The following is a 23,713-nucleotide window of genomic DNA, read 5'->3' as shown; positions in this document are numbered from 1 at the left end:
TCACGTGCGCGCCAGTCTCGCTGATCAGACCGGCGGCGGTGCCACGCCGAGCCTGGCCATCGCCCTCGGCGCCAACCTGCCCAGCCGCTGCGGCAACCCAATCGCCACCCTGATCGCGGTGCGGCCTTTGCTGGAAGCGAGCGTGCGGGGATGGAGCCAGGATCTGCGGCGCCCAGGAGAGACGACTGCCTTCCGCTGGTCTCCGCTGTTTGAAACCCAAGCTGTGGGTGGCCCCCCCGGCCAACCCAACTACGTCAATGCCGTCGTGCTGGTGGAGGGCGCAAGCGTGACTGCCGACGCCGCCCCAGAGGCCACCGCAGATGCTGCCGAGGACCTGCTGGGGCACTTGCAGGAACTGGAGCAACACTTCGGCCGGGAGCGCCAGGAACGCTGGGGACCCCGCAGCCTCGACCTCGACCTGCTCTGGTGGGGGGATCTGCGCTGCCACACCCCCCGCTTGCAGCTGCCCCATCCCCGCTGGCAGGAACGGGACTTCGTGCTGGCCCCACTGGCGGCCCTGGGTGCGGCCCTGGAAGCCACGGCCCCAGGCCCCAACTGCACAGCGATCGCCCTGGCTGGCCGAACCGGCTGGCCCGAGCAGCTGGGAGCCGCTTGGCTCACCAGAACAGACGAGCCCCCAGCCGAAGCAGACCCGCGTCCAGGCTGATCAGCAGCAGGTTCTCCAGCTCGGCCTGGGCCACCAACAGGGCATCCACCCGATCCACAGACCCTGGATCAGCCTGGTAGTGGGCATCTCGAGGACGGGCAGCCCTGCCAGCCCGTTGCAGGTGATTGGGCCACACCGGCAGGTAACCCAGGCCATCGGCCTCCAGCAACTGGGGAAAGCGCTCCAGGGCCACCTCCAAACCCGGCAGCTGACCTGCCCGATGGGCCTCCGCCAACTCAAACCAACTGGCCGCACTCACCACCACCCGCTGGGCGGGATCGCGCAGCACCTCCCGCACGGGCTCCGAAAGCAATCGGGGCGAACACCACCACCACTGCAGCGCATGGGTATCGAGCAGAAAGCCTGAAGCCTGCGGTCGCGGTGTCATGGTCGGTCAACCAGGCGCCGGGCCAGCCTCCAAAGGCATCAACCGCGCCCAGGGCCGGCCGTGCTTGGTGAGCACCACGGTTGCACCCTGGTGGGCCGCATCCGCCAAGCGCGAGAGCTGGGCCTTGGCATCCCGCAGGCTGACTTGAACCAGTACTTCCCTAACCAGTTCATCCCTAACCAGTTCATCCCTAACCAGTTCATCCCTAACCAGTTCATCCCTAACCGGTGCATCCATGGGCTACCAGGAACCGCTTGTTCAGAGTGTTAGCCATGTAGTCACAAGTGTGACCACATTTCAGACAGAGAGAAAGACAGGTCAGATCCGGCTCTGGCCGGGATGGCGCAAGCGTGACCCACCAACACAGGCGGCCAAAGCCATCCCTGCGCGATGCTGATGGTACTGCTGCAGCCACCGCTCGCCCATGGCTCCCCTCCCCGCTCCCGAGCCTGCGCGCCACCTGGAAACCACTGCCGCCCTGGACGCCCGCAAGATCCGCTTTGAGGTCAACCGCGTCGAGCTGCCGATGGGCCTGGTGGGCAGCTTCGGCCTGATCCGCCACCCCGGCGCCTCCCTGGCGGTGCCCATGCTCGAAGACGGCCGCGTGGTGGTGCTGCGCCAATACCGCTTCGCCGTGGCCACCCGCCTGCTGGAATTTCCTGCCGGCACCCTCGATGACGGCGAAGACCCGCTCAGCACCATGCAACGAGAACTCCAGGAGGAGGCCGGCTACAGCGCCAGCCGCTGGGATCCCCTGGGGGCGATGTTGCCCTGCCCGGGCTACTCCGATGAGGTGATTCACCTGTTCCTGGCCCGCGACCTCAGCCCCCTGGCCGAGCCCCCCGCCGGCGACGACGACGAGGACCTGGAGGTGCTGCTGATGGAACCCGGCGAGCTGGATGGGGCCCTGGCCAGCGGCGACGAATATCTGGATGGCAAGAGCGTCACCGCCTGGCTGCGGGCCAAGCAACTGCTGGGGATCTGATGGCTCCGGAGCGCTGGCTGTTCTGGCATCGCCGCGATCTGCGCCTGGCCGACAACCGGGGCCTGGCGGCGGCCGCCGCCGCCACTCCAGCGGTGACGGGGGTGTTCGTGTTGGATCCCGCCATCCTCACGGACCCCAGCATGGCCCCGGCGCGGCTGTGGTTTCTGTCTGAGAGCCTGCGGGAGCTGCAGCAGGCCTGGCAGCAGGCCGGCAGCAGGCTGGTGATCCTGAACGGCGACCCCGCCGAGCTATTACCCCGCCTGGCCGCTGGCCTGGGCGCCGAAGTGGTGGCCTGGAACCGGGACGTGGAGCCGTTCGGGCGCGAGCGCGACCGGCGGGTGGCACGGGCCCTGCAGGCGGATGGCCGCAAGGTGCTTGCCGACTGGGACCAGCTGTTGATCCCCCCCGAGGCCCTTAAAACCGGCAGCGGCGACCCTTACCGGGTCTACGGGCCCTTCTGGCGCAACTGGCGCGGCCAGGTGGAGCAAGCCAGCGCCCTGGGTTCGGCCGCCTCGGGTGGCCTGGATCCCCTGCCGGCGCCGAGCGCCCTGATGGATTGCGAGACCACCCAGCTCAAAGGGCTGCCACTGGTGAGCCCCGAGCTGGAGCACGGCTTCTCCGGCGCCGAACTCTGCCCCTGCCGCCCCGGCGAACACGCTGCCCAGCAGCAGCTCCAGGCCTTCTGCATTGGGGATGGCCGCCAGACTCCCCTGCTGAGCTACGAACCAGGCCGCAACATCCCCGGCGAGGCAGGCACCTCAGGCCTCAGCGCCGCCCTCAAGTTCGGCACGCTCAGCCCGCGCCAGGCCTGGGCCGCCGCCCAGCAGGCCCGTCCGCTGGCCCGCAGCGAGGAGGAGCGCCAGTCGATTCAGGTGTGGGAGCAGGAGCTGGCCTGGCGCGAGTTTTACCAACAGGCGCTGTTTCACTTCCCGGAGTTGGCAGGCGGCCCCTACCGGCCCCAATGGCGCGCCTTCCCCTGGGACAACAACGACGCCTGGTTTGAGGCCTGGCGCGACGGTCTCACCGGGATGCCGATCATCGACGCCGCCATGCGCCAGCTCAACGAAAGCGGCTGGATGCACAACCGCTGCCGCATGATCGTGGCCTCCTTCCTGGTGAAGGACCTGATCTGCGACTGGCGCTGGGGCGAGGCGGCCTTCATGGCACGCCTGGTGGATGGCGACCTGGCCGCCAACAACGGCGGCTGGCAGTGGAGCGCCAGCAGCGGCATGGACCCCAAACCCCTGCGCATCTTCAACCCGGCCACCCAGGCGGCCAAGTTCGATGCTGACGCCAGCTACATCCGCACCTGGCTGCCGGAGCTCAAGCACGTGAGCAGCCGCGACCTGATCAGCGGCGAGATTGCACCGCTGGAACGCCGCGGCTACCCAGCACCCCTGGTGAACCACAAACTCCAGCAGGCCCGCTTCAAGGCCCTCTACGCCACGATCAAGGGCTGAGCCACGACGCTGCGCAGCACCGCGATCACCCGCTGCTGCTGCTCGTCGGTGAGCTCGGGGAAGATCGGCAGGCTGAGCACCTCCGTGCAGAGGCGTTCGGTGATCGGCAGGGATCCCGCGCCATAACCCAGATCGGCGTAGGCCGGCTGACGGTGGATCGGGATGGGGTAGTAAATGATCGTGCTGACGCCGGCATCCTGCAGCTGCTGCTTGAGCCAGTCGCGGCAGCAGGCCTCGGGCAGGCCAAAACTGGCACTATCAGGGGAGGGCACGCAGGCCGCAGAAGCCCCTTCGCAGGCGCGGGCGCCGGGGCATTGGGGCACGCGCAGCACGAACTGGTTCCAGCTGTGGCCGGCGGGTCCGGCTTCCGGCAACGCCACCCCACCCAGGGCCACCAGGTGATCGCGGTAGTGGCGGGCGATGGCGCCGCGGCGCTCCACCCAGCGCGGCAGGTGGGGCAGCTTGACGTTGAGAACGGCAGCCTGGATGGAATCGAGGCGGCTGTTGTAGCCCAGGGCTGTGTGCAGGTAGCGGCGCGGCATGCCATGCACGGCCAGCTCGCGGATGGCCTGGGCCAGGCCGGCATCGCGGCAGGTGACCGCCCCGCCATCGCCGGCGGCGCCGAGGTTCTTGGTGGGGAAAAAGCTGAAGCAGCCGGCATCGCCCCAGCTGCCCACCGGCCGACCGGCCCAGCTGGCCCCGGTGGCCTGGGCGCAATCTTCGATCACCCGGAGGCCATGGCGCTCGGCGATGGCGCACACCCGCTCCATATCCACCGGGCGGCCGAACAGGTGCACCGGCAGCAGCGCCTTGGTAGCGGGGTTGATGGCCGCTTCGAGCTGATCGAGATCGATCAGGTAGCTGCTCTCCTCCACATCCACAAACACCGGCGTGGCGCCCACGGCGCTGATCGCTTCGGCGGTGGCAAAAAAGCTGAACGAGGCCGTGATCACCTCATCCCCGGGGCCGATGCCCAGGCCGCGCAGGGCCAGAATCAGGGCATCGGTGCCGCTGTTGCAGCCGATGGCGTGGGGCACGCCACAGGCCCTGGCGAAGTCATCTTCAAAGCGGCCAATCGTGGCGCCACCGATGTACTGACCACTGCGCAACACCTCCAGAACGGCCTGATCGAGAGCCGCACCCAGCTCATGGATCTGCTCGCTGAGGCTGAACGGAGGCACTTGCATCGGAGCAACTTAAGTCGCCCGCACCACCGGCCCGCGCTCGGGATGCCACTTGATGTTGCAGCCGATGGCCGGCCGCTGCTCCCCAGGCACCGGATCGCCGGCCAGCACGGCGGCGATGGCAGCCCGCAGGTCGCGGCCATTGCAAGGCAGGTCATTGCCAGGTCGGCTGTCGTCCAACTGGCCGCGATAGGCGAGGCGATGGTCGGCGCCAAACAGAAACAGATCGGGCGTGCAGGCGGCCTGAAAAGCCCGGGCCAGGGCCTGGTCGGCGTCGAACAGGTACGGGAAGCTCCAGTGATGGGCAGCGGCCTGAGCCCGCAGACCCTCTGGGCCGTCCTGGGGATGGGTGAGGGTGCTGTTGCTGGAGATGCCGATCAGCTGCAACCCGGAGACGCCCGCGCCTCCCGCGTGCTCGCCCGCCAGCCGGGTCAGCTCCGGCTCGATCTGCTTCACAAACGGACAGTGGGCACAGAGAAACAGCACCAGCACCGGCCGACCCGCCAGCGCCTGAAGATCCAGAGGGCTGCCGCTCACCTGCTGGGTGCTGCCGGCGGCCAGTTCAGAGCGGATCAACTCGAGCGGCAACGGTGTGCCCAGCGGCAGCATCGTGGAGGGGGTGAGGGCCATGATTCCTGCGGCTCCGCCATGTGCCAGCAATTTTGACCCCATTCCGGAGACGTCCTGCCCTTGCCATCGCCCTCGGCGCTGCCCTGCTGAGCGCCTGCGTGCCGGCCCACCGCCACGCGAGCTGGGCGATCTACCCCCTGCAGCGGGTGGTGCCCCACGACGGCCTGGCCGTGGTGAGCCAACCCGATGGCTACGGCCTGCACATCTGGCTCGACACCGACACCCACCAGAGCGGCCGCTGCCAGCCCCGCTGGAGCGTCGATACGGCCCGGCTCTTCAACGGCAACGGCACGGCGCCGTTCAGCTCGGGCCTGGCCCCGCGTCAGGAGTTCTTCGAGGCCGTGGCCCGCGCCGATGTGCACCGCGCCCTGCGCCAGCAGAGCGAAGCCCTCTGCCGTGCGCGGGCACCCCGCAGCAGCTTCAGCTGGGTGGAGCCCCCCCGCAATGCCGGCGAGGTCAAGCCGGAGACCTATCCGCTGCTGGAGGAGCCCGACCTGCTCAGCGATCCCAACGCCGTGCTCGAGCAGGAGGAGCGCCTGCTTCAGTCCGCGCCCACAGCACCGGCTCAGCCCGGCGCCAGTAGCGACTGAAACGGCGTAGATCGACCGGCTCCGGCAACGCCACGAAGGGCTCGGGCTCCAGCACCTGCAGCGGCAGCTGGGCGGCGATCCGATCACACAGCAGGGCGAAACGCGGATCCACGCCAGCGCTGGTCACCACGCCATCGGCCCCATGGCGACGGGCGAAGGCCAGCACCTCCTCGGCCACATCGCCGTGGCGCAGGGTCACCGGCAGCTCCAGCAGGCACTCATACAGAAAGCCCAGGCGCTTGAGGCTGAGGCCCGCCTGGGCGATCAGCTGCCGATCAAACACAAACACCGCCGGCGCCCCCGGATGGGCCAGCAGAGCTGGATTGGCCGGCCCCAGGGCCTCGCCATGAATCCAGAGCACGGGATTCACGGCGCGATCTCCGATTCAGAACCCGATTCGACCGCCAGCAACTGGGCCTGCAGCTGCTCGTAGCTGGCGTCAAACGGGCAGGTGCCGTCTGTGGCGGCAACGCAGGTGCGGCAGTAGCGCCCGGAGCTGAAGCGCTCCAGGTTGTCGCGGTTGAACAGGTAGGGCTTGCTGCTGAAGCTGCTGGCCACCCACTGCCAGCTGAGGTTGTTGCTGGCGGGGTCGCCATCGAGCAGGTGTTGCAGAAACCAACGGGCGCCGGCCTGCCAGCGCACCCGGCGCCAATGCACCACGTAGCTGGCCAGCCACATCCGGGCATGGTTGTGCAGCCAGCCGGTGGCGTGCAGCTCGTGGGCGAAGCCGTCGATGCAGGCCAGGCCGGTGCGGGCCTCGAGCAGGTCGGCCGGCAGCGCGGCGGCGTAGCGCTCGGGGGCATGGCCGGTCTTGAGCGGTTCGCGGTCATGCCAGATGCCATCGCCCAGCTGGCGCCAGAGCCGTTGCCAATAGTCGCGCCAACCCAGCTCATTGATTAATTTTTGGGCCGCTGCCGGAGGCTGGCCGCTGCGCTCCAGCCAGGCAAACACCGCCTCGCGCACCTCCACCAGGCTGAGCACGTCGTGGCGGATCCAGGGCGAGAGGCGCGTTACAGCCCCATCGAGGTGGTTGCGGCTACGGCCATAGGCCAGCGGATCGATGGCGGCGAGCGCCGTTTCAGCCGCCCGGCGCCCACCTGGGATCGGGCTCAACCCGCCAGGGGCCTCAGGAAACAGCTGCCGCAGGGTGGTTTCCAGCTCGGCGCGGCTGGCGAACTGGCGGGGCAGATCCCCGGGTGGGAGAGAATCCCCCGATCGCATCACTTCGGCTCCTGGCCATTTCTCCCATGCTCCTCGATCTGCGCGGCAAGAAGGCCCTGGTCACGGGTATTGCCAACAACAAGTCGATCGCCTGGGGCATCACCCAACAGCTGCATGCCGCCGGCGCAGAGCTGGGCGTCACCTACCTGCCCGATGAGAAGGGCCGCTTCGAAGCCAAGGTGCGCGAACTCACCGCTCCGCTTGCACCCACCCTGTTTGAGCCCCTCAACGTGCAGGAGCCGGCCCAGATCGAGGCCGTGTTCAACCGGGTGAAGCAGCAGTGGGGTTCGATCGATGTGCTGGTGCACTGCCTGGCCTTTGCCGGCAAGGACGAACTGATCGGCGACTACTCCGCCATCAGCCCCGAGGGCTTCGCCCGGGCCCTGGAGGTGAGCGCCTACTCCCTGGCGCCGCTGTGCCGCTGGGCTAAGCCCCTGTTCAACGAAGGAGGCAGCGTGATCACGCTCAGCTATCTGGGGGCTGAGCGGGCCATCCCCAACTACAACGTGATGGGCGTGGCCAAGGCGGCCTTGGAGGCCTCGGTGCGCTACCTGGCCGCCGAGCTAGGCCCCGAGAAGCAGGTGCGCGTCAATGCGATCAGCGCCGGCCCGATCCGCACCCTGGCCAGCAGCGCCATCGGCGGCATCCTCGACATGATCCACAACGTGGAGGCCAAGGCTCCCCTGCAGCGCACGGTCACCCAGGAGGAGGTGGGCAGCACCGCCGCCTTCCTGGCCAGCCCGCTGGCCTCCGGCATCACCGGCCAGGTGATCTACGTGGACGCCGGCTACTGCATCACCGGCATGTGAGGGCTGGGCCTCAGCGCAACGGATTGCGGTAGCGCAGGCCTGGAAAGCGGAGGAAGTCGCTGTCGGCCGAGCAGAGCGTGCAGTTGTGCTCAATGGCCAAGGCGGCCAGATGGGCATCGCTGGTGAGATTGCCGGCCGTTCCAGCCTCCTCGAGCAGCAATCGCAGCACACTCCAATGGCTCGGGCCCGGCTGCAGCTCCGCCACCAGGGCATGCTGCCGCCAGCCCTCAACCAGCTCCAGGGCCTGGACGGCAGTGAGCGGCGATTGCATCAACCGGCTCTGGGTGCTGATCCGCAGCACGGCCAACACCACACTCCAGGGCAGGGCAATCGCTTCATCGCCGTTGAAGCTGGCCTCCAGCCAGGCCTTGGCTTGCTGGTGCTGGGAACTCTCCTGCAGGGCGGCATACAGCCACAGGTTGGTGTCGATCAGGATCACCGGCCCTGCCGCAGTTTCTCGATCAGGAGTTCATCCTCCAGGGCTGCCGCCAGTTGATTGGCCCTGGTGAGATCCACCCCTGGAGCCAGGGCACCGATGGAAAACGTGGGGCAGCGATAGGGCTCCCGCATACCCACCGGAGGCGCGTTGAGACCGGCCTGGAGGACCTCGTTGACCACCTGCTTGAAAGGCCTGCCGCTGTCGAGCGCCTTCTGACGCAGCTGGCGGAGCAGGCGGTCGTCAATGGTGAGCGTGGTGCGCATGGCATCAAAGTGCTTACGCCTAAGACATCATGGCATCAAGATGCTTGGCGGCGAAGGGCCTGGCTTCGGCATGATCGGTACATCTTGCTCAGGCGCCCGCAGGCGCGGTTGTCCCATGCGCACCGGCACCATCCACCGCGTCACCGGCGAAACCGACGTGCGCGTGACGCTGGGGCTCGACGGCAGCGGCCGCTGCACGGTGAACACCGGCGTGCCGTTTCTCGACCACATGCTCCACCAGCTGGCCAGCCACGGCCTGGTGGACCTGGAGATCAGCGCCAGGGGTGACACCCACATCGACGACCACCACACCAACGAAGACGTGGGCATCGCCGTGGGCCAGGCCCTGGCCCAGGCCTTGGGCGACCGGCGCGGCATCCACCGCTTCGGCCACTTCGTGGCGCCCCTCGATGAAGCGCTGGTGCAGGTGGCGCTCGACTGCTCCGGCCGGCCCCACCTCAGCTACGGGCTGCAGATCCCGGCCCAGAAGATCGGCAGCTACGACACGGAGCTGGTGAAGGAGTTCTTCGTGGCCGTGGCCAACAACAGTGGCCTCACCCTGCACATCCGCCAGCTGGATGGGGTGAACTCCCACCACATCGTGGAGGCCTGCTTCAAGGCGTTTGCGCGGGCGCTGCGCCTGGCCGTGGAAGTGGATCCACGCCGCGCCGGCGCCGTGCCGAGCAGCAAAGGCGTGCTGGAGCAGGCAGGGAGCTGAGGAAGGCCACTGCCGGGACCACTAGCCCACTAGCCCGGATCCGACTCCCGCGACCACAGAAACAGCCCCAGCCGCTCGGCATCCGCCATCGTTTGCTCCGCATCGAGCAACAGGGCGCTGCGCGCTTCCCAGGCGATGCCGGCCAGGCCCGCCGCCGCGGCCTTGGCCACGGTGGTGGGACCGATGCCGGGGAGGTCCATGCGCCTGTCCTGGTTGAGCTTGGGGGCCTTGTAGAGCACGCCGGAGCGGCCCGTATCCGGCCGATCGGTGCGCGTGGCCGCCACCCACTCGAGCATGGCGTCCGTGCCCGGCAGGGCTTCGGTGGCCAGGCACAGCCCCTTGGCCACCACCGCTCCCTGCCCCACATCCACCTGGGAGATGGCCTCCACGATGTAAGCGGCGCGCTCCACATCAGCCCGGTCCATGTCGCTGGGCACGGTGCTGGCGTAGAGCCCGGGCTCCGGCAGCAGGTTCGGCGCCACATCCTCGATGCCCACCACCCGCAAACCGTGCTCCTCGATGATCTGGGCCAGGGCCCGCAGGGAGGCGTCATCGCCGTTGCGCAGCGAGGCCAGGATGCGCGGAGCGGCCATCAAGGTGGAACCCTCGAAGCGCAGCAGGTTGAGCGAGCGCGGCCGCACAAACTTGCCCACCATCACGATCTGCTCGATGCCCCGCTGCTGCAGCGACTTGATGAAAGCGATCGAGCGCTCGAAGAAGAATTCCTCCGCCGCTGGTACATCCACCTCCAACCCATGGGGGTAGCAGGCGATGTGGGAGCGGCCCGCCCGGGCGAGGGCCTGCGAGAGCATCCTCGGCAGCGCGCCCTCACCGGCAATGATCGCGAGGGTCGGATCACCCATCAGGGCCGAAACTGCTCCGCGCTCAGTGGTATGGGCAGTCAAAGGCCCAACACCCTGGAGTGGCTGGCTGTGGTGGACAGGTCCTGCGGCGTCATGGCCCCTTCAGGGCAGCCTGCAGCGCCTGGAGCAGGGCCGCGGGGCTGAGCCGCTGATCGGCCTGGGCGCCCTCCTGGTCGCTAGCTGCGGCGCGCAGATCCTTGAGCCCCACCAGGCCATCAGCCGCCTCCTGCTCACCGATCACCGCCGCCCAGCGGGCTCCGGAGCGGTCGGCCCGCTTGAACTGCTTGCCAAAGGCCGCGCCACTGGCATCGCGCTCCACCGCCAAGCCAGCCTGGCGGCAGAGCCGCGCCAGCGCCAGCGCCTGCGTGGTCGCCGCCTCGCCGCGACTCACCACATAAAGATCCAACGCCGGAGCGGCCGCCAGCGGCCGCTCGAGCTGGCTGAGCAGCAGCACCAGCCGCTCCATACCGAGGGCCCAACCGATCGCGGGAGTGACTGGGCCGCCCAGCTGCTGCACCAGGCCGTCGTAACGGCCGCCGCCACACACGGTGGCCTGGGCGCCCAGCTGGCTGCTGGTGATCTCGAAGGCGGTGTGGCTGTAGTAGTCGAGGCCCCGCACCAGGCGGGGGTTGAGCACAAAGGGGATCTCCAAGGCTGCGAGGGCCTGCTGCACGGCGGCGAAGCGGGCCTGGCTGTCGTCGCTGAGGGCTGACGCCAGGCTGGGGGCCTCCGCCAGCAGCGCCTGGGTGCCTGGGTGTTTGGAATCCAGCACCCTCAGGGGGTTGCTGTGGATACGCGCCTGGGAATCGGCATCGAGCAGCTCGCGCCGCTGCTCAAGCCAAGCCACCAGCAGCTCGCGGTAGCGGGCCCGATCCTCAGCGCTGCCGAGGGAATTGAGCTCCAGGGCCAGGCCACCCACGCCCAGCGCGGCCAGCAGATCCCAGGCCACGGCGATGGCCTCCGCATCGCTGCAGGCATCGGCAAAGCCCAGCAGCTCCAGGCCGATCTGGTGGAACTGGCGCTGGCGGCCCGCCTGGGGGCGCTCGTAGCGGAACATCGGCCCGCCATACCAGAGCCGCTGCGGCCCCTGGCTCAGCAGACCGTGCTGGATCGCCGCCCGCACCACCGATGCGGTGCCCTCCGGCCGCAGGGTGCAGCTGCGCTCACCGCGATCGAGAAAGGTGTACATCTCCTTGCCCACCACATCGGTGGCCTCGCCGATGCCGCGGGCAAACAACTCGGTGACCTCCAGCAGCGGCGTGCGGATCTCGGCGATCCCCGCGCGGCGGAACTGCTCCCGGGCCGTGGCTTCCACGTGCTGCCACAGGCCGATCTGCTCCGGCAGCAGATCGACCATGCCACGCAGGCTCTGCAGCGACGCCAAGGCGAAAGGAGCAAGTGGGGTGAGTCTGCCTGCCGGCGCTCAGGAGTAAGTGGCGGCGTTGCTGGCGAGGTACCAGCGGGCGAAGCGCTCCACGCCCACGGCGATCGGCGTCGAAGGCCGAAAACCCACCCAGGCCTCCAAAAGGGCCGTGTCGGCGGCGGTGGCCTCCACATCGCCGGGCTGCATTGGCTGCAGATCCTGGATCGCCGGCCGGCCCAGAGCCTGCTCCAGCAGCTCGATGAAGCGCAGCAGCTCCACCGGCTCGCTGTTGCCGATGTTGAACAGGCGGTGGGGCGCCCAGCTGGTGGCTGGGTCGGGCACCGCGGCATCGAAGGCGGGATTGGCCGTGGCCGGCTTGTCGGCACACGCGATCACCCCGGCCACGATGTCGTCGATGAAGGTGAAATCGCGGCGCATGCGCCCCTGGTTGAACACCCGGATCGGCTCCCCCGCCAGGATCGCCTTGGCAAACAGCATCGGTGCCATGTCGGGCCGGCCCCAGGGGCCGTACACCGTGAAGAAACGCAGGCCGGTGGCGGGCAGCCCGTAGAGGTGGCTGTAGGTGTGGGCCATCAGCTCATTGGCTTTCTTGGTGGCCGCATAGAGGCTCACCGGATGGTTGACCGGCTGATGCTCGGCAAACGGCAGGTTGGTGTTGCCGCCATACACCGAGCTGCTGGAGGCATAGACGAGATGCTCAATGCCGTGGTGCCGGCAGCCCTCGAGGATGTGGCCGAAGCCCACCAGATTGGCCTGGATGTAGGCGGCCGGGTTTTCGATCGAGTAGCGCACCCCTGCCTGGGCCGCCAAGTGAATCACTGTGGTGGGCTTGTGCTGCGCGAAGGCCGATTCCACTGCAGCCCGATCCTCCAGATCGGCTTCGATCAGCGCCAAGGGGGTGCCGGAGGTGCCCGTGGTGGCCGCCGTGGCCTGGAGCTGGGCAATCCGGGCCCGTTTCAGGGCGGGGTCGTAATAGGGATTGAAGTTGTCGAACCCCACCACCCGCTCGCCGCGAGCCAACAAGCGCTCGCACACGGCTGCACCGATGAAGCCGGCAGCACCAGTCAAGAAAATAGTCATGGAAGGGGCTCCGGACCTGCGGGGGGAACGGCCAGCAAGCTCCACGGCGTCCTGTGCCGGATTCTGTACAACCAGTACGGAATCAGGGAGAGCAGCTTGCGGAACGGGGCCTTGGACATTCAGCCGATCGCCTCGCGGAAGTAGGCGATCGTGGGGTCCAGGCCCTGCTCCAGCGGCACCGTGGGCTGCCAGCCCAGCTCCTGCTGGGCCAGCTCGATCACCGGTTGCCGCTGCAGCGGGTCGTCGGCCGGCAGCGGTTCACAGGTCAACGGCAGGTCGGGATTGATGCGGGCGCGAACCAGCTCGGCCAGCTGGCGGATCGTGAACTCTCGCGGGTTGCCGATGTTGATCGGGCCGGTGTGGCTGCCATTCATCAGCCGGATCAAGCCCTCCACCAAGTCATCCACATAGCAAAAACTGCGGGTCTGGCTGCCGTCGCCATAGAGGGTGAGCGGTTCGCCCCGCAACGCCTGCACGATGAAGTTGCTCACCACCCGACCGTCGTCGGGGAGCATGCGCGGGCCATAGGTGTTGAAGATCCGCGCCACGCGAATCTCGGTGCCATGCATGCGCCGGTAGTCGAAGCAGAGCGTTTCGGCAATGCGCTTGCCCTCGTCGTAGCAGCTGCGCAGGCCGATGGTGTTGACGCAGCCCCGGTAGCTCTCGGGCTGGGGATGCACCTCCGGATCGCCATACACCTCGGAAGTGCTGGCGAGCAGCAGCCGGGCACCAACGCGGCGGGCCAGGCCCAGCATGTTGTAGGTGCCCAGGAAGCTGGTTTTGGCGGTCTTGATCGGGTTGAACTGGTAGTGCACCGGAGATGCCGGGCAGGCCAGGTGCCAGATCCGGTCCACCTCCACCTTGATCGGCTCGGTGACGTCGTGGCGGATCAGCTCAAAGCGCGGATGGCCGATCCATTGGGCGATGTTCGCTTTGCGGCCGGTGAAGAAGTTGTCGAGGCAGATCACCTCCTCACCGGCCTGCATGAGGCGATCGACGAGGTGAGAGCCGACGAAGCCGGCGCCGCCGGTGACCAGGTTGCGCGTGATCGAAGCCGGCATCGCTCAGCCCTCCCCCACGGTCCAGACGTTGAGACCCGCCGCCCGGGCGGCGCTGGCGTCCGCCTTAGCCCGGGCATCAAACAGCCAGGCCGGCTGTCGCATCCCCGTCGCCACCGCTGGCCAATCGATCGCTGCGAATTGCTGCCATTCGGTGAGCAGCAGCAGGGCATCGGCTCCGCTGGCCGCCTGCTGCACATCGCTCACCGGGTGCCAGCTCCCCTCGGCTGTGTGATCGCCGGTTGCCGCGCCAGCCGGCTGACCCAGGTCGCGCGCCATCTGCCGCTCGCTCACCTTGGGGTCAATGATCGCCAGTACCGCCCCCTCCTCCAACAGATCCCGGCAGATGCGGATCGCCGGCGATTCGCGCGTGTCGTTGGTGTCGGCCTTGAAGGCAAAGCCCAGCACCCCGATCCGTTTCCCCGTCACCGTGCCAAACAGCTTGTTCACCACCAGCTTGGCGATGCGGTGCTGCTGCCAGGTGTTGAGCAGCACCACCTGCTCCCAGTAGGCCGCCACCTCCTCTAGGCCGTAGTGGCGGCAGAGATACACCAGGTTGAGGATGTCTTTCTGGAAGCAGCTGCCACCAAAACCAGGGCCCGCCTGCAGAAACTTCGCGCCAATACGGCTGTCGGCACCGATCGCTTTGGCCACCTCGCGCACATCGGCACCCGTGGCTTCGCAGATGGCCGCAATGCTGTTGATCGAGCTGATCCGCTGGGCCAGAAAGGCATTGGCCGTGAGCTTGGAGAGCTCGCTGCTCCAGAGGTTGGTGCGCAGGATCTTCTGGGGGGCCACCCACTGGCCATAGATCCCTGCCAGGGCCTCGATCGCCTCGGCATCCTCGCCACCGATCAGCACCCGATCGGGACCCTCCAGATCACCGATCGCCGTGCCCTCCGCCAGAAACTCGGGGTTGGAGAGCACCGCAAAGCTCTTGCCCGCCGGGCCCGCATCCAGGATCGCCTTCACCGCCGCTGCGGTGCGCACGGGCAGGGTGCTCTTCTCCACCACGATCGTGTGACCCCGGGCCGCCTGGGCCACCGTGCGGGCGCTGGCCTCCACCCACTTGAGATCGCTGGCCTGACCAGCGCCCAAACCCTTGGTCTTGGTGGGCGTGTTCACCGACAGGAACACCATGTCGGCCGCGGCGATCGCCGCCTCCACCGCCGTGGAGAAGTGCAGATTGCGGCCACGGCAGCGGCCCACCACCGCATCCAGACCCGGCTCGTAGACCGGCAGCTGGCTGAGATCGGGATCGTTCCAGGCGGCGATGCGCTCGGCATTGAGATCCACCACGCTCACCTGGATCTGCGGGCAACGATCAGCAATCACCGCCATCGTCGGACCGCCCACATAGCCCGCGCCGATACAGCAAATGCTGCGAATGGTTGATGACGCCATGGAACGCGGCAGGCCGATAGCGAGAGACTATCCCTGAAGCACGGGATGCCCCGCTTGGCCCAACTGCTGATCACGGGAGGCGCCGGCTTCATCGGTAGCCACACCGCCCTGGTGCTGCTGGAGGCCGGCCACAGCCTGGTGGTACTCGACAAATTTACCAACAGCTCCCCAGAAGCGCTGCGGCGGGTGCAGCAGCTGGCCGGCCCTGAGGCAGCCGGCCGGCTCACGGTGGTGGAGGGCGACATCCGTTCCACTGGGGATTTGGAGCGGGCCTTCGCCGCCGCCCCCGGCGACCAGCCCATCGCGGCTGTGATCCACTTCGCCGGGCTCAAGGCGGTGGGGGAATCGGTGCGCGAACCGCTGCGCTATTGGGATGTGAACCTGGCGGGCTCGCGGCAATTGCTGGCGACCATGCAGGCCCGCGGCTGCCGCACCCTGGTGTTCAGCAGCAGCGCCACTCTCTATGGCTACCCCGAGGCGGTGCCGATCCCGGAGACAGCGCCGATTCAGCCGATCAATCCCTACGGCCACAGCAAAGCCGCCGTGGAGCAGCTGCTGGCCGATCTGGCCGCCAGTGAGCCCGGCTGGCGCATCGCCCGGCTGCGCTACTTCAACCCCGTCGGAGCCCACCCCAGCGGGCGGATCGGCGAAGACCCCAGCGGCATCCCCAACAACCTGTTCCCATTCGTGAGCCAGGTGGCGGTGGGGCGGCGCGAGCGGCTGCAGGTGTTCGGCGGCGATTGGCCCACCCCCGATGGCAGCGGCATCCGCGACTACATCCACGTGATGGACCTGGCCGACGGCCACCGGGCCGCCCTCGATGTGCTGCTGGCGGAGCCACCCCAGCTGCTCACCCTCAACCTGGGCAGCGGGGTGGGTCACTCCGTGCTGGAGGTGGTACACGCCTTCGAAGCGGCCAGTGGCCGCCCGGTGCCCTACAGCGTGGTGCCGCGGCGTGATGGCGACGCCGCCAGCACGGTGGCCGATCCGGCCCTGGCCGCCGAGCGGCTTGGGTGGCGCACCCGCCGCAGCCTGTCCGACATGTGCCGCGACGGCTGGTGCTGGCAGCAGGCCAACCCCCAGGGCTATGGCGGCTGATGCCCGACTGGTGCTGGCCGGTGGCGGCCATAGCCATGCGCTGCTGCTGCGAATGTGGGGCATGGCCAGGCGCCGGCCCAGTCTGCGCCCACCAGCCCAGATCACGCTGGTGAGTCGGTGCAGCACCGCCCTGTATTCGGGCATGGTGCCGGGGCTGGTGGCCGGCCTCTACGACACCCAGGCCTGCAGCATCGACCTGCGTCGCCTCTGCCGGCTGGCCAAGGTGACCTTCGTGCAGGCAGAGATCACGGGCCTCGATGTCCAGGCACGGGAGCTGCAGCTGGAGGGCCGGCCCAGCCTGCGCTGGGACTGGCTCAGCCTCGATGTGGGGGCGGAAACCGTCGACAGCGAGCACGCGGCGGTGGCCGTCAAGCCCCTGGAGCCCTTCCTGCAGTGGTGCGCCCAGCAGGAGCAGGGCTCTCTGCGCATCCGGGGCGGTGGCGCGGCGGCCGTGGAGGTGGCCTTGGCCCTGCGGGGCCGGGGGCTGCAACCCGAGCTGCTGTTGCGGGGGCACGCCTTGCATCTGGGCTCGGCAGCGGCCAACCGGCTCGGCGAACGGCTGCTCCAGGGCGCAGGCATCACCGTTGAGACGAACAGCCCCGCAGGTGCGGCGGCCGACCTGGCCTGCACCGGCAGCCGCGGGCCCCGTTGGCTGGCCGCCAGTGGACTGCCCTGCGACGCCCATGGGCGGCTGCTCACCGAAGCGAGCCTGCGGGTGCAGGGCCACCCCAGGCTGTTTGCCAGCGGCGACTGCGGCGTCATCACAGGCCACCCACGCCCTCCCGCCGGCGTCTGGGCCGTGCGCTGCGCCCCGACCCTGGCCCGCAACCTGGCCGCCGCAGTGGCGGGTCGGCCGCTGCGGCCCTGGCGGCCCCAGCGCTGGGCCCTGCAACTGCTGGGGGATGGCGGCAGCCTGATGCGGCAGCCCCAAGCCGTGGCCTTCTGGGGCCCCTGGGCCTTCGGGCCGAGCCCCCTGCTCTGGCGCTGGAAGCACCACCTCGATCAGCAGTTCATGGCTCGCTTCAGCCGCCTGAAGGCCATGGATCGCAACGGGGCCGAGCCGATGGCCTGCCGGGGCTGCGCCGCCAAGCTGGCCGCCAGCCCACTGCAGGACGCCCTGGCACGCAACAGCCTGGGCGGCGGCACACCGGCGAGCGCCGAAGACGCCGCCGTGATCGGCCCCACGCCGGATGGGACGCTGCTGCTGCAGAGCGTGGATGGCTTCCCGGCCCTGGTGGCTGACGCCTGGCTCAATGCCCGGCTCACCACCCTGCACGCCTGCAGCGACCTCTGGGCCTGCGGCGCCCGGGTGGAGAGCGTGCAGGCGGTGGTCACCCTGCCCGAGCTGGCGGCTCCAGTGCAGGCCGACCTGCTCAGCGACACCCTGGCGGGGATCCAATCGGTGCTGGCGCCGCTGGGGGCCCGGCTGATCGGCGGCCACACCCTGGAGGCCCGCGACACCCAAAACCAGCCAGAGCCCGCAGGGGGTGGTCTGAGCCTGGTGCTGAGCGTGAATGGCCGCACTGGCGCCGGTGAACCCTGGGGCAAGGGGCCGTTGCGCCCGGGCGATGGCCTGCTGCTGAGCCGGCCGATCGGCAGCGGCGTGCTGTTTGCCGCCGCCATGGCCGGGGCCGCCGCGCCCCAGTGGATCGACGCCGCCCTGCTCCAGATGCAGCAGAGCCAGGCGGCCCTGGTGGAGCTCCTGGCCCGCCACGGCTGCCGGGCCTGCACCGACGTGACCGGCTTCGGGCTGCTGGGCCACCTGGGCGAGATGCTGGCCGCCAGCCCCGACCCCTGCCGCGCGACGCTGAAGGCTGCCGCGATCCCAGCCCTGCCCGGGGCGCTGCAGCTGCTGGAGCAGGGCTGGGCCAGCAGCCTGGCCCCCTCCAACGCCAGCGCCCTGGCCCTATTGGGGGAACGGGTGCAGCTGCAGGGAATAGCCAGCGCGGCGCAGCAGGGCTTGTTGATCGATCCCCAGACCTGCGGCCCCCTCCTGGCAGCGATTCCCGCCGATCAATGCCAGGCCGCCCTCAGGGCGCTGCAGCAGGCGGGCTTCCCCCAGGCCGCCGTGATCGGCCAGGTGCACACCTGAGCACCGCCACAGCGACCCGGCAGGGAGAATGGCTTCACTGCTGATCCCCGCCTGTTGTCTGCCCTCACCCGCTGCCTGGAGGAAGAGGCTGCTGCCATTGCCGCCGTCGCCCAGCGCCTCAGCAGCGAGCAGGTGGAAGCCGCCCTGGAGCTGCTGGAGGGCTGCCGGCAGCGCCGCGCCAAGCTGGTGCTGACGGGGGTGGGCAAAAGCGGCATCGTTGCCCGCAAGATCGCCGCCACCTTCTCCTCGATCGGCCTGACGGCCGTGTTTCTCAACCCGGTCGACGCCCTGCATGGCGACCTGGGCATCGTCGCCTCCGACGACGTGGCCCTGCTGCTCTCCAACAGCGGCGAAACCGAAGAGCTGCTGGCCATCCTTCCTCACCTGCGCCGCCGCGGCACCGCCCGCATCGCCCTGGTGGGTCGCCTGGCGTCCAGCCTGGCGCTGGGCTGCGACGTGGTGCTCGATGGGGCGGTGGATCGGGAGGTGTGCCCGCTGAACCTGGCCCCCACCGCCAGCACGGCGGTGGCGATGGCGATCGGGGATGCCCTGGCGGCGGTGTGGATGGAGCGGGCTGGCATCTCGCCGGAAGACTTCGCCATCAACCATCCCGCCGGCTCCCTCGGCCGCCAGCTCACCCTCACCGTGGCCGATCTGATGGTGCCGGCCAGCGATCTGGCGGGCCTCTCACCCGAAGCCCCCCTAGCGGAGGTGATCGGCCGGCTCACCGAGGGCAGCAACGGCAAGGGCAGCCTTGGCGCCGCCTGGGTGCAGGCGGCTCACAACCCCGCCGAGCTGGCCGGGCTGATCACCGATGGCGATCTTCGCCGCACCCTGCAACGCCATGCTCCCGAGCACTGGGCTGCCCTGCGAGCCGGCGCCATGGCGACCGCCAACCCGATCACGGTGGCGCCAAACACCCTGGCCATCGCGGCGCTGGAGCTGATGGAGCGCAATCCCCGCCAGGCGATTTCGGTGCTGCCGGTGGTGGATCCAACCCGGCCCCGCCAGCTGCTGGGTCTGCTGCGGCTGCACGATCTGGTGCAGGCTGGGTTCACCACCAGCACCGCCGCTGAGCGCCCATGACGGCCATCCCCTTCACCCTGATCGCCGGCCCCTGCGTGATCGAAAGTCGCGATCTGGTGCTGCAGGTGGCCGAGCAGGTGAAAGCGATCACCGATCGCCTCGGCATCCGCTACGTGTTTAAGGCCAGCTTCGACAAGGCCAACCGCAGCTCCGGCAAATCGTTTCGCGGGCCCGGCCCCGAGGAGGGCCTGGCGATCCTGCAGGAGGTGGGGCAGACCTTCGGCCTGCCGGTGCTCACCGACATCCACGAAAGCCACCAGGCCGCCGCCGCCGCCCAGGCGGTGGACGTGCTGCAGATCCCGGCCTTTCTCTGCCGCCAGACCGACCTGCTGGAGGCCGCGGCCAAGGCCGTGGCCGGCACCAACAAGGTGGTGAATGTGAAAAAGGGGCAATTCCTGGCGCCCTGGGACATGGTCCAGGTGGTGAACAAGCTCACCGAATGCGGGCTGGATCCCGCCAGCGGCCACCTCTGGCTCACCGAGCGTGGCAGCAGCTTTGGCTACAACACCCTGGTGGTGGATTACCGCGGCATCCCCCAGATGCAGGCCCTGGGTTGCCCGGTGATCTTCGATGCCACCCACGCGGTGCAGCAGCCCGGCGGCCAGGGCACCACCTCGGGCGGCCAGCGGGAATTCGTGGCACCCCTCGCCAGAGCAGCGGTTGCGGTGGGCGTGGATGGCTTGTTCCTGGAGGTGCATCCCAACCCGGACAAAGCCCTCAGCGACGGACCCAACATGGTGCCGCTGCATCGCCTGGAGGCCCTGCTGCGCCAGCTGCTGGCCATCCGCGCAGCGGTGGCCGATGGCCTGGCGGTGAGCACGCTGTGAGCCGGCTTGGTTTGCGGTTTCGCCTGCAACGGCGCCTGCTCAGCCCCCGCCTGCGCCAGATCCAACTGCTGGTGTGCGATGTGGATGGCGTGCTCACCGACGGGGGGCTGCACTACGACGAGCAGGGCCGGGTGGTGAAGCGCTTCGACGTGCGCGACGGCCTGGCGATCCGGATGCTGCAGCGGGCTGGCATCGAGGTGGCCTTTCTCAGTGGCGGCCGCAGCGGTGCGATCGAGCAGCGGGCCCGGCACCTGCAGGTGAGCCACTGCCTGGTGGGGGTGGGCGACAAACTCAGCGCCCTGCGCCAACTCCAGGCCACGCTTCAGCTGGAGCGGGAGCACACCGCCTTCATCGGCGACGACCTCAACGACCTCACGGTGCGCCCCGCCACAGGCCTGCTGATCAGCCCCGCCGATGGGGCCGCGGGCCTGCGGCGCCAGGCCGACTGGGTGCTGCGGTGCCGGGGGGGCGATGGCGCCGTGCGCGAGCTGGCGGAGTCGCTGCTGCAGCAGCGGGGGCTGTGGCGAGAGCTCAACCGGGAGGGCTGGCGGGACGGCAACGCCTAAGGCGCCAGGGCCCGGGCCTGCTCCAGCTGCTCCGGGGTGTCCACCGAGAGGCAGTCCTGATCCACCGCGAAGGTGAGCAGGGGAATGCCGGCATCGATCAGCCGCAGCTGCTCCAGTTTCTCCAGCTGCTCGAGGGGGGAGACGGGCAGCGCCGTCCAGCTGGCCAGCACATCGGCCCGGTAGCCGTAGAGGCCCACATGGCCCCAGTAGGTGGTGTGGTCGGCCCACTGCTCCGGCGGCACGCCGCGCAGGTGGGGCAGAGCACTGCGGGAGAAGGTGATGGCCCGGCCGTCACGGGCCCGCAACACCTTCACCACGTTGGGATCGTGCAGCTTGTCGGCCGTGAGCGGATACACCGGCGTCAGCACCGGCGGCCGCTGCAGCGCCACAAACTGAGCCACCATCGCCTCAATGATCCCTGGATCCAGCAGGGGCTGATCCCCCTGCACATTGATCACCAGCGTGTCCGAGAGCGCAGGGTCCAAAGACCAACCACCCGCGGCGGCCACCAACTCCTTCACCACACTGGCCAGGCGCTCACTGCCCGAGCTGCAATCCGGGGAGGTCATCAGCACCGGAAACCCCCAGGCTTCGGCGTCAGCGCGCACCTGATCACTGTCGGTGCACACCACCACCGCCGCCACGCCCTTGGCCTGGCTGCAGCGCTCGAGCACGTGCTGGAGCATCGGTTTGCCGGCGATGTCGGCCAGCACCTTGCCCGGCAGCCGCGCTGATGCCAGGCGGGCCGGCACGGCCACCACAACGCAAGGATCACGCACCGGATCGGTCATGTATTCACGCTAAAGCCGCTCCAGCCGCAGCCGCTCGGCCCGCAGCTCCCGCAGCTTCTGGCCCAGCTCAGGCCCTGGCCGCAGGCCAGCTGCCAACAGGTCTGCGGCGGTCGACGCGGCCTTGACCTGGCGCCAACGCAGCCACCAGCGCAGCAGGGGTCGGCGCGGGCCGATGCCGCAGGCAAGGGCCAGGGCCACCGCGTCAGGGCTGCAGCCCGGGGCCTCCAGCAGGGCACACCAGTGTTCTGCCAACACCGGCAGGTCCTCCCCCTGCCGCTCCTGCAGCCGGCGCCGCAGCTCCAGCCACTGCACCAGCAACCGATGCTGGCGATGGGGCAGCTGCAGCCGCTCCGCTAGCGCCAGCGGATCGCGTGCAGCGGCCACCAGTGCCGCCAGCGGAGGCAGCCCCAGCCGCTCGGCCCAGCGCAGCCGCCGCGGCCACGTCCCATCGGCCTGCAGGGCCGGATCCAGCAACGCCAGCGCGCCCCAGCGCTGCAAGGCCGTGAGCGCCGCCAACCAGGGCTCCCGCTCCAACAACAGCTCCAGCTCCATCCGCAGCCGGGTGCCCAGGGCCGCCGGAGCCTGACCCGGCGGATCCCCTAGCCGCCAGCCCCAGGGCCAGGCCGCCAGGGTGGCGCGGGCCTGCGCGGCGCTAGCGGGCTCCAGCTCCAGCCCGAGCCTGGCGGCGTAACGGGCGCCGCGCACCAGGCGGGTGGGATCGTCAAGGATGCTGGCGGCATGGAGCAAGCGCAGTCGGCGCTGCTGCAAATCCAGCTGCCCCCCATGGGGATCCAGCAGCTGGCCACTGCCCAGATCGAGGGCCATGGCGTTGATGCTGAAGTCGCGGCGGGCCAGGTCATCCTCCAGGCCACCGAGGGTCACTCGGGGATTCTCTGCGGGCACCGGATAGGTCTCAGCGCGGGCGGAGGCCACATCGAGGAGCACCGGCTGTCCGTCAATCACCACCTCCAGCTCCACGGTGCCGAACGCGCCATGCTCCCGGGCCGCAAGCAAGGCCGCGGCCGGCAACCTCTGTGCCAACCGGCTCACAAACGCACTGGCCTGTCCCTCCACCACTAGATCCAGATCGGGCAACCCCCGCCAGGGGTCGTTGTGAACCCGGTGCAGCAGGAGATCCCGCACGGCCCCACCCACCAGCGCAACCCGGCAATCCGCGGCGGCGGCAGCGAGCTGGCGCAGCAGGCTGGGGGGAAGGCCCGGAATATCCATGGTGCTGTCATGGCAGGCACCCCGGGAGCGTGCCACACCAGCGCGTGGCGAATCAGTCCCAGAGGCGGAAAGCGGCGTCACGTGATGCGAACCACTCGGCCGCCAGCGCCGCCCCGGCGTGGCGATAGTCACGGAACCAGGGCCCTCCCTTGGTCCAGTGCACCAGCAGCGGCCCGCCTTGCTCCGGCGCCAGCATCGGCGCCTCCTGAACATCGATCAGATGGTTCCAGCGCTGGGCCGGTAGCGCGCCGATCGCGTCGTCATCCAGCCACTCAAAGCGGTGCAGGAACAGCCCCGTAGCGGTGTTCACGTAGTCCGGCGTGAGCGCGGTGCAGCGCGAACAGTTGAAGAGCATCAGGGAGCTCCAGTTCTTGCGGGCGTAGCGGGTCTGCACAGCCCCGAGGAATTTCACTGTTTCCTCCGGCTCGTGGCTGTGCTTCACCACCATCAGCGCATGGCGATCATCCCTGCAGGCCCACAGTTCGGCGAGATCGCCGCGACACAACATGTCGCAGTCCATGAACACCGCCCACCCCTGATAGCCCATCAGATAGGGGACCAGAAAACGAGTAAACGAAAACTCGGTGCTCTGCTGGGGATTGCGCTCCCGGGTGAATACGTCAGTCAACTGGGAGGCCACGATTGGCGTGATCGCCAGCGGCAGGCTGCTGTGCTGGTAAAGGCTATCGATCAGCACATTCACCGCCGCCCGTTCATGGGGGTCGTAGCCCACAAACACCGGGACGGGCACTGGAGAAGACATCGGCAAGGCGGCAGAGCGACGGCCCGCAGGGAGCACGGACCAGAACATGGCTATAGGGATTTCAAGATATCACGTCTTCGTGATATCAGAGAGTACGACCGCCGACTTTCCGGCAGC

The 23,713-nt window shown here is 69.0% G+C and carries 27 protein-coding genes; 11 read left to right on the top strand and 16 right to left on the bottom strand.

The window, feature by feature from the left end; translation table 11 throughout:
• Positions 1-4: 4 nt before the first annotated feature.
• The gene (gene folK, locus CJZ78_RS01450; RefSeq protein WP_094559100.1) at positions 5-667 is read left to right on the top strand and encodes a 2-amino-4-hydroxy-6-hydroxymethyldihydropteridine diphosphokinase; all 663 of its coding nucleotides are present in this window, start codon (positions 5-7) and stop codon (positions 665-667) included.
• Here folK and CJZ78_RS01445 read toward each other — a convergent pair.
• Together CJZ78_RS01445 and CJZ78_RS14315 are read right to left on the bottom strand one after the other, a co-directional pair.
• Positions 618-1,055: a type II toxin-antitoxin system VapC family toxin gene (locus tag CJZ78_RS01445; protein WP_094559099.1), complete on the bottom strand. Its 438-nt coding sequence runs from the start codon at positions 1,053-1,055 to the stop codon at positions 618-620. The two genes, folK and CJZ78_RS01445, sit on opposite strands and share 50 nt — an antisense overlap.
• Before the next feature lie 6 nt (positions 1,056-1,061).
• Positions 1,062-1,292 carry a type II toxin-antitoxin system Phd/YefM family antitoxin gene (locus CJZ78_RS14315; RefSeq protein ID WP_233128395.1) on the bottom strand — a complete coding sequence of 77 codons (231 nt, stop codon included), beginning with the start codon at positions 1,290-1,292 and terminating at the stop codon, positions 1,062-1,064.
• A gap of 187 nt (positions 1,293-1,479) precedes the next feature.
• Here CJZ78_RS14315 and CJZ78_RS01435 point away from each other — a divergent pair, with 187 nt between their 5' ends.
• Together CJZ78_RS01435 and CJZ78_RS01430 are read left to right on the top strand one after the other, a co-directional pair.
• Positions 1,480-2,040 (top strand): NUDIX hydrolase, encoded by a 561-nt coding sequence (locus tag CJZ78_RS01435; RefSeq protein WP_094559098.1) that lies wholly within the window; start codon positions 1,480-1,482, stop codon positions 2,038-2,040.
• Positions 2,040-3,500 (top strand): FAD-binding domain-containing protein, encoded by a 1,461-nt coding sequence (locus tag CJZ78_RS01430; RefSeq protein ID WP_094559097.1) that lies wholly within the window; start codon positions 2,040-2,042, stop codon positions 3,498-3,500. Before CJZ78_RS01435 ends, CJZ78_RS01430 begins: the two co-directional genes overlap by 1 nt.
• On the opposite strand, the gene CJZ78_RS01425 is transcribed toward CJZ78_RS01430, so the two are convergent.
• Both CJZ78_RS01425 and CJZ78_RS01420 read right to left on the bottom strand, forming a co-directional pair.
• Positions 3,479-4,687 (bottom strand): DegT/DnrJ/EryC1/StrS aminotransferase family protein, encoded by a 1,209-nt coding sequence (locus CJZ78_RS01425; RefSeq protein ID WP_094559096.1) that lies wholly within the window; start codon positions 4,685-4,687, stop codon positions 3,479-3,481. The genes CJZ78_RS01430 and CJZ78_RS01425 overlap by 22 nt on opposite strands.
• Positions 4,688-4,696: 9 nt before the next feature.
• Entirely contained in the window at positions 4,697-5,314 is a 618-nt protein-coding gene (locus CJZ78_RS01420) for a thioredoxin family protein (protein WP_094559095.1), read from the bottom strand.
• Between the two features lie 32 nt (positions 5,315-5,346).
• On the opposite strand from CJZ78_RS01420, the gene CJZ78_RS01415 reads away from it, so the two are divergent.
• Complete coding sequence (locus CJZ78_RS01415) at positions 5,347-5,904, top strand: hypothetical protein (protein WP_233128394.1); 558 nt, start codon at positions 5,347-5,349, stop codon at positions 5,902-5,904.
• On the opposite strand, the gene CJZ78_RS01410 is transcribed toward CJZ78_RS01415, so the two are convergent.
• Complete coding sequence (locus tag CJZ78_RS01410; protein ID WP_094559094.1) at positions 5,813-6,274, bottom strand: hypothetical protein; 462 nt, start codon at positions 6,272-6,274, stop codon at positions 5,813-5,815. The two genes, CJZ78_RS01415 and CJZ78_RS01410, sit on opposite strands and share 92 nt — an antisense overlap.
• Positions 6,271-7,125 (bottom strand): FAD-binding domain-containing protein, encoded by an 855-nt coding sequence (locus CJZ78_RS01405; RefSeq protein ID WP_094559093.1) that lies wholly within the window; start codon positions 7,123-7,125, stop codon positions 6,271-6,273. Before CJZ78_RS01405 ends, CJZ78_RS01410 begins: the two co-directional genes overlap by 4 nt.
• A gap of 26 nt (positions 7,126-7,151) precedes the next feature.
• Here CJZ78_RS01405 and fabI point away from each other — a divergent pair, with 26 nt between their 5' ends.
• Positions 7,152-7,934 (top strand): enoyl-ACP reductase FabI, encoded by a 783-nt coding sequence (gene fabI / locus CJZ78_RS01400; protein ID WP_094559092.1) that lies wholly within the window; start codon positions 7,152-7,154, stop codon positions 7,932-7,934.
• Positions 7,935-7,944: 10 nt separating this feature from the next.
• On the opposite strand, the gene CJZ78_RS01395 is transcribed toward fabI, so the two are convergent.
• Positions 7,945-8,373, bottom strand: a complete 429-nt coding sequence (locus CJZ78_RS01395) for a type II toxin-antitoxin system VapC family toxin (RefSeq protein WP_094559091.1) — start codon at positions 8,371-8,373, stop codon at positions 7,945-7,947.
• On the bottom strand, positions 8,370-8,636 hold the full coding sequence (locus CJZ78_RS01390) for a hypothetical protein (protein ID WP_094559090.1): 267 nt from the start codon (positions 8,634-8,636) through the stop codon (positions 8,370-8,372). Before CJZ78_RS01390 ends, CJZ78_RS01395 begins: the two co-directional genes overlap by 4 nt.
• A 115-nt stretch (positions 8,637-8,751) precedes the next feature.
• Here CJZ78_RS01390 and hisB point away from each other — a divergent pair, with 115 nt between their 5' ends.
• The gene (hisB, locus tag CJZ78_RS01385; protein ID WP_094559089.1) at positions 8,752-9,354 is read left to right on the top strand and encodes an imidazoleglycerol-phosphate dehydratase HisB; all 603 of its coding nucleotides are present in this window, start codon (positions 8,752-8,754) and stop codon (positions 9,352-9,354) included.
• Between the two features lie 29 nt (positions 9,355-9,383).
• On the opposite strand, the gene CJZ78_RS01380 is transcribed toward hisB, so the two are convergent.
• The 5 genes from CJZ78_RS01380 to CJZ78_RS01360 all read right to left on the bottom strand — a co-directional run bounded on the left by CJZ78_RS01380 (position 9,384) and on the right by CJZ78_RS01360 (position 15,143).
• Complete coding sequence (locus CJZ78_RS01380; RefSeq protein ID WP_094559088.1) at positions 9,384-10,217, bottom strand: LpxI family protein; 834 nt, start codon at positions 10,215-10,217, stop codon at positions 9,384-9,386.
• A 91-nt stretch (positions 10,218-10,308) separates the two neighbouring features.
• Positions 10,309-11,601, bottom strand: a complete 1,293-nt coding sequence (gene hisS / locus CJZ78_RS01375) for a histidine--tRNA ligase (RefSeq protein WP_094559087.1) — start codon at positions 11,599-11,601, stop codon at positions 10,309-10,311.
• Positions 11,602-11,640: 39 nt separating this feature from the next.
• The gene (locus CJZ78_RS01370; protein ID WP_094559086.1) at positions 11,641-12,681 is read right to left on the bottom strand and encodes an NAD-dependent epimerase; all 1,041 of its coding nucleotides are present in this window, start codon (positions 12,679-12,681) and stop codon (positions 11,641-11,643) included.
• A gap of 119 nt (positions 12,682-12,800) precedes the next feature.
• Positions 12,801-13,742 (bottom strand): UDP-glucuronic acid decarboxylase family protein, encoded by a 942-nt coding sequence (locus CJZ78_RS01365; protein ID WP_094559085.1) that lies wholly within the window; start codon positions 13,740-13,742, stop codon positions 12,801-12,803.
• 3 nt (positions 13,743-13,745) lie between these two features.
• Positions 13,746-15,143 carry a nucleotide sugar dehydrogenase gene (locus tag CJZ78_RS01360; protein WP_094559084.1) on the bottom strand — a complete coding sequence of 466 codons (1,398 nt, stop codon included), beginning with the start codon at positions 15,141-15,143 and terminating at the stop codon, positions 13,746-13,748.
• Between the two features lie 54 nt (positions 15,144-15,197).
• Between CJZ78_RS01360 and galE the strand changes: the two genes are divergently transcribed.
• Genes galE through CJZ78_RS01335 form a run of 5 tightly spaced genes read left to right on the top strand, consistent with a single transcriptional unit; the run spans position 15,198 to position 20,812 of the window.
• Positions 15,198-16,241, top strand: coding sequence for a UDP-glucose 4-epimerase GalE (galE, locus tag CJZ78_RS01355; RefSeq protein WP_094559225.1), 1,044 nt, complete (start codon positions 15,198-15,200; stop codon positions 16,239-16,241).
• Complete coding sequence (gene selD, locus CJZ78_RS01350; RefSeq protein ID WP_094559083.1) at positions 16,231-18,333, top strand: selenide, water dikinase SelD; 2,103 nt, start codon at positions 16,231-16,233, stop codon at positions 18,331-18,333. The genes galE and selD overlap by 11 nt, the downstream gene beginning before the upstream one ends.
• A 54-nt stretch (positions 18,334-18,387) precedes the next feature.
• Complete coding sequence (locus tag CJZ78_RS01345; RefSeq protein ID WP_094559082.1) at positions 18,388-19,419, top strand: SIS domain-containing protein; 1,032 nt, start codon at positions 18,388-18,390, stop codon at positions 19,417-19,419.
• Entirely contained in the window at positions 19,416-20,246 is an 831-nt protein-coding gene (gene kdsA / locus CJZ78_RS01340) for a 3-deoxy-8-phosphooctulonate synthase (RefSeq protein WP_094559081.1), read from the top strand. Before CJZ78_RS01345 ends, kdsA begins: the two co-directional genes overlap by 4 nt.
• Entirely contained in the window at positions 20,243-20,812 is a 570-nt protein-coding gene (locus CJZ78_RS01335) for an HAD family hydrolase (protein ID WP_094559080.1), read from the top strand. Before kdsA ends, CJZ78_RS01335 begins: the two co-directional genes overlap by 4 nt.
• Here CJZ78_RS01335 and kdsB read toward each other — a convergent pair.
• Genes kdsB through CJZ78_RS01320 form a run of 3 tightly spaced genes read right to left on the bottom strand, consistent with a single transcriptional unit; the run spans position 20,809 to position 23,596 of the window.
• Entirely contained in the window at positions 20,809-21,603 is a 795-nt protein-coding gene (gene kdsB / locus CJZ78_RS01330) for a 3-deoxy-manno-octulosonate cytidylyltransferase (protein ID WP_094559079.1), read from the bottom strand. The genes CJZ78_RS01335 and kdsB overlap by 4 nt on opposite strands.
• A 9-nt stretch (positions 21,604-21,612) precedes the next feature.
• Entirely contained in the window at positions 21,613-22,833 is a 1,221-nt protein-coding gene (locus tag CJZ78_RS01325; protein ID WP_094559078.1) for a CCA tRNA nucleotidyltransferase, read from the bottom strand.
• A 52-nt stretch (positions 22,834-22,885) separates the two neighbouring features.
• Positions 22,886-23,596, bottom strand: coding sequence for a glycosyltransferase (locus CJZ78_RS01320; RefSeq protein ID WP_094559077.1), 711 nt, complete (start codon positions 23,594-23,596; stop codon positions 22,886-22,888).
• Positions 23,597-23,713: the final 117 nt, after the last annotated feature.

Origin of the sequence: Synechococcus sp. 8F6 (assembly GCF_002252665.1) — a bacterium.
Lineage (GTDB): Bacteria > Cyanobacteriota > Cyanobacteriia > PCC-6307 > Cyanobiaceae > Cyanobium_A.
This window is presented reverse-complemented; position numbering and strand designations above follow the sequence as displayed.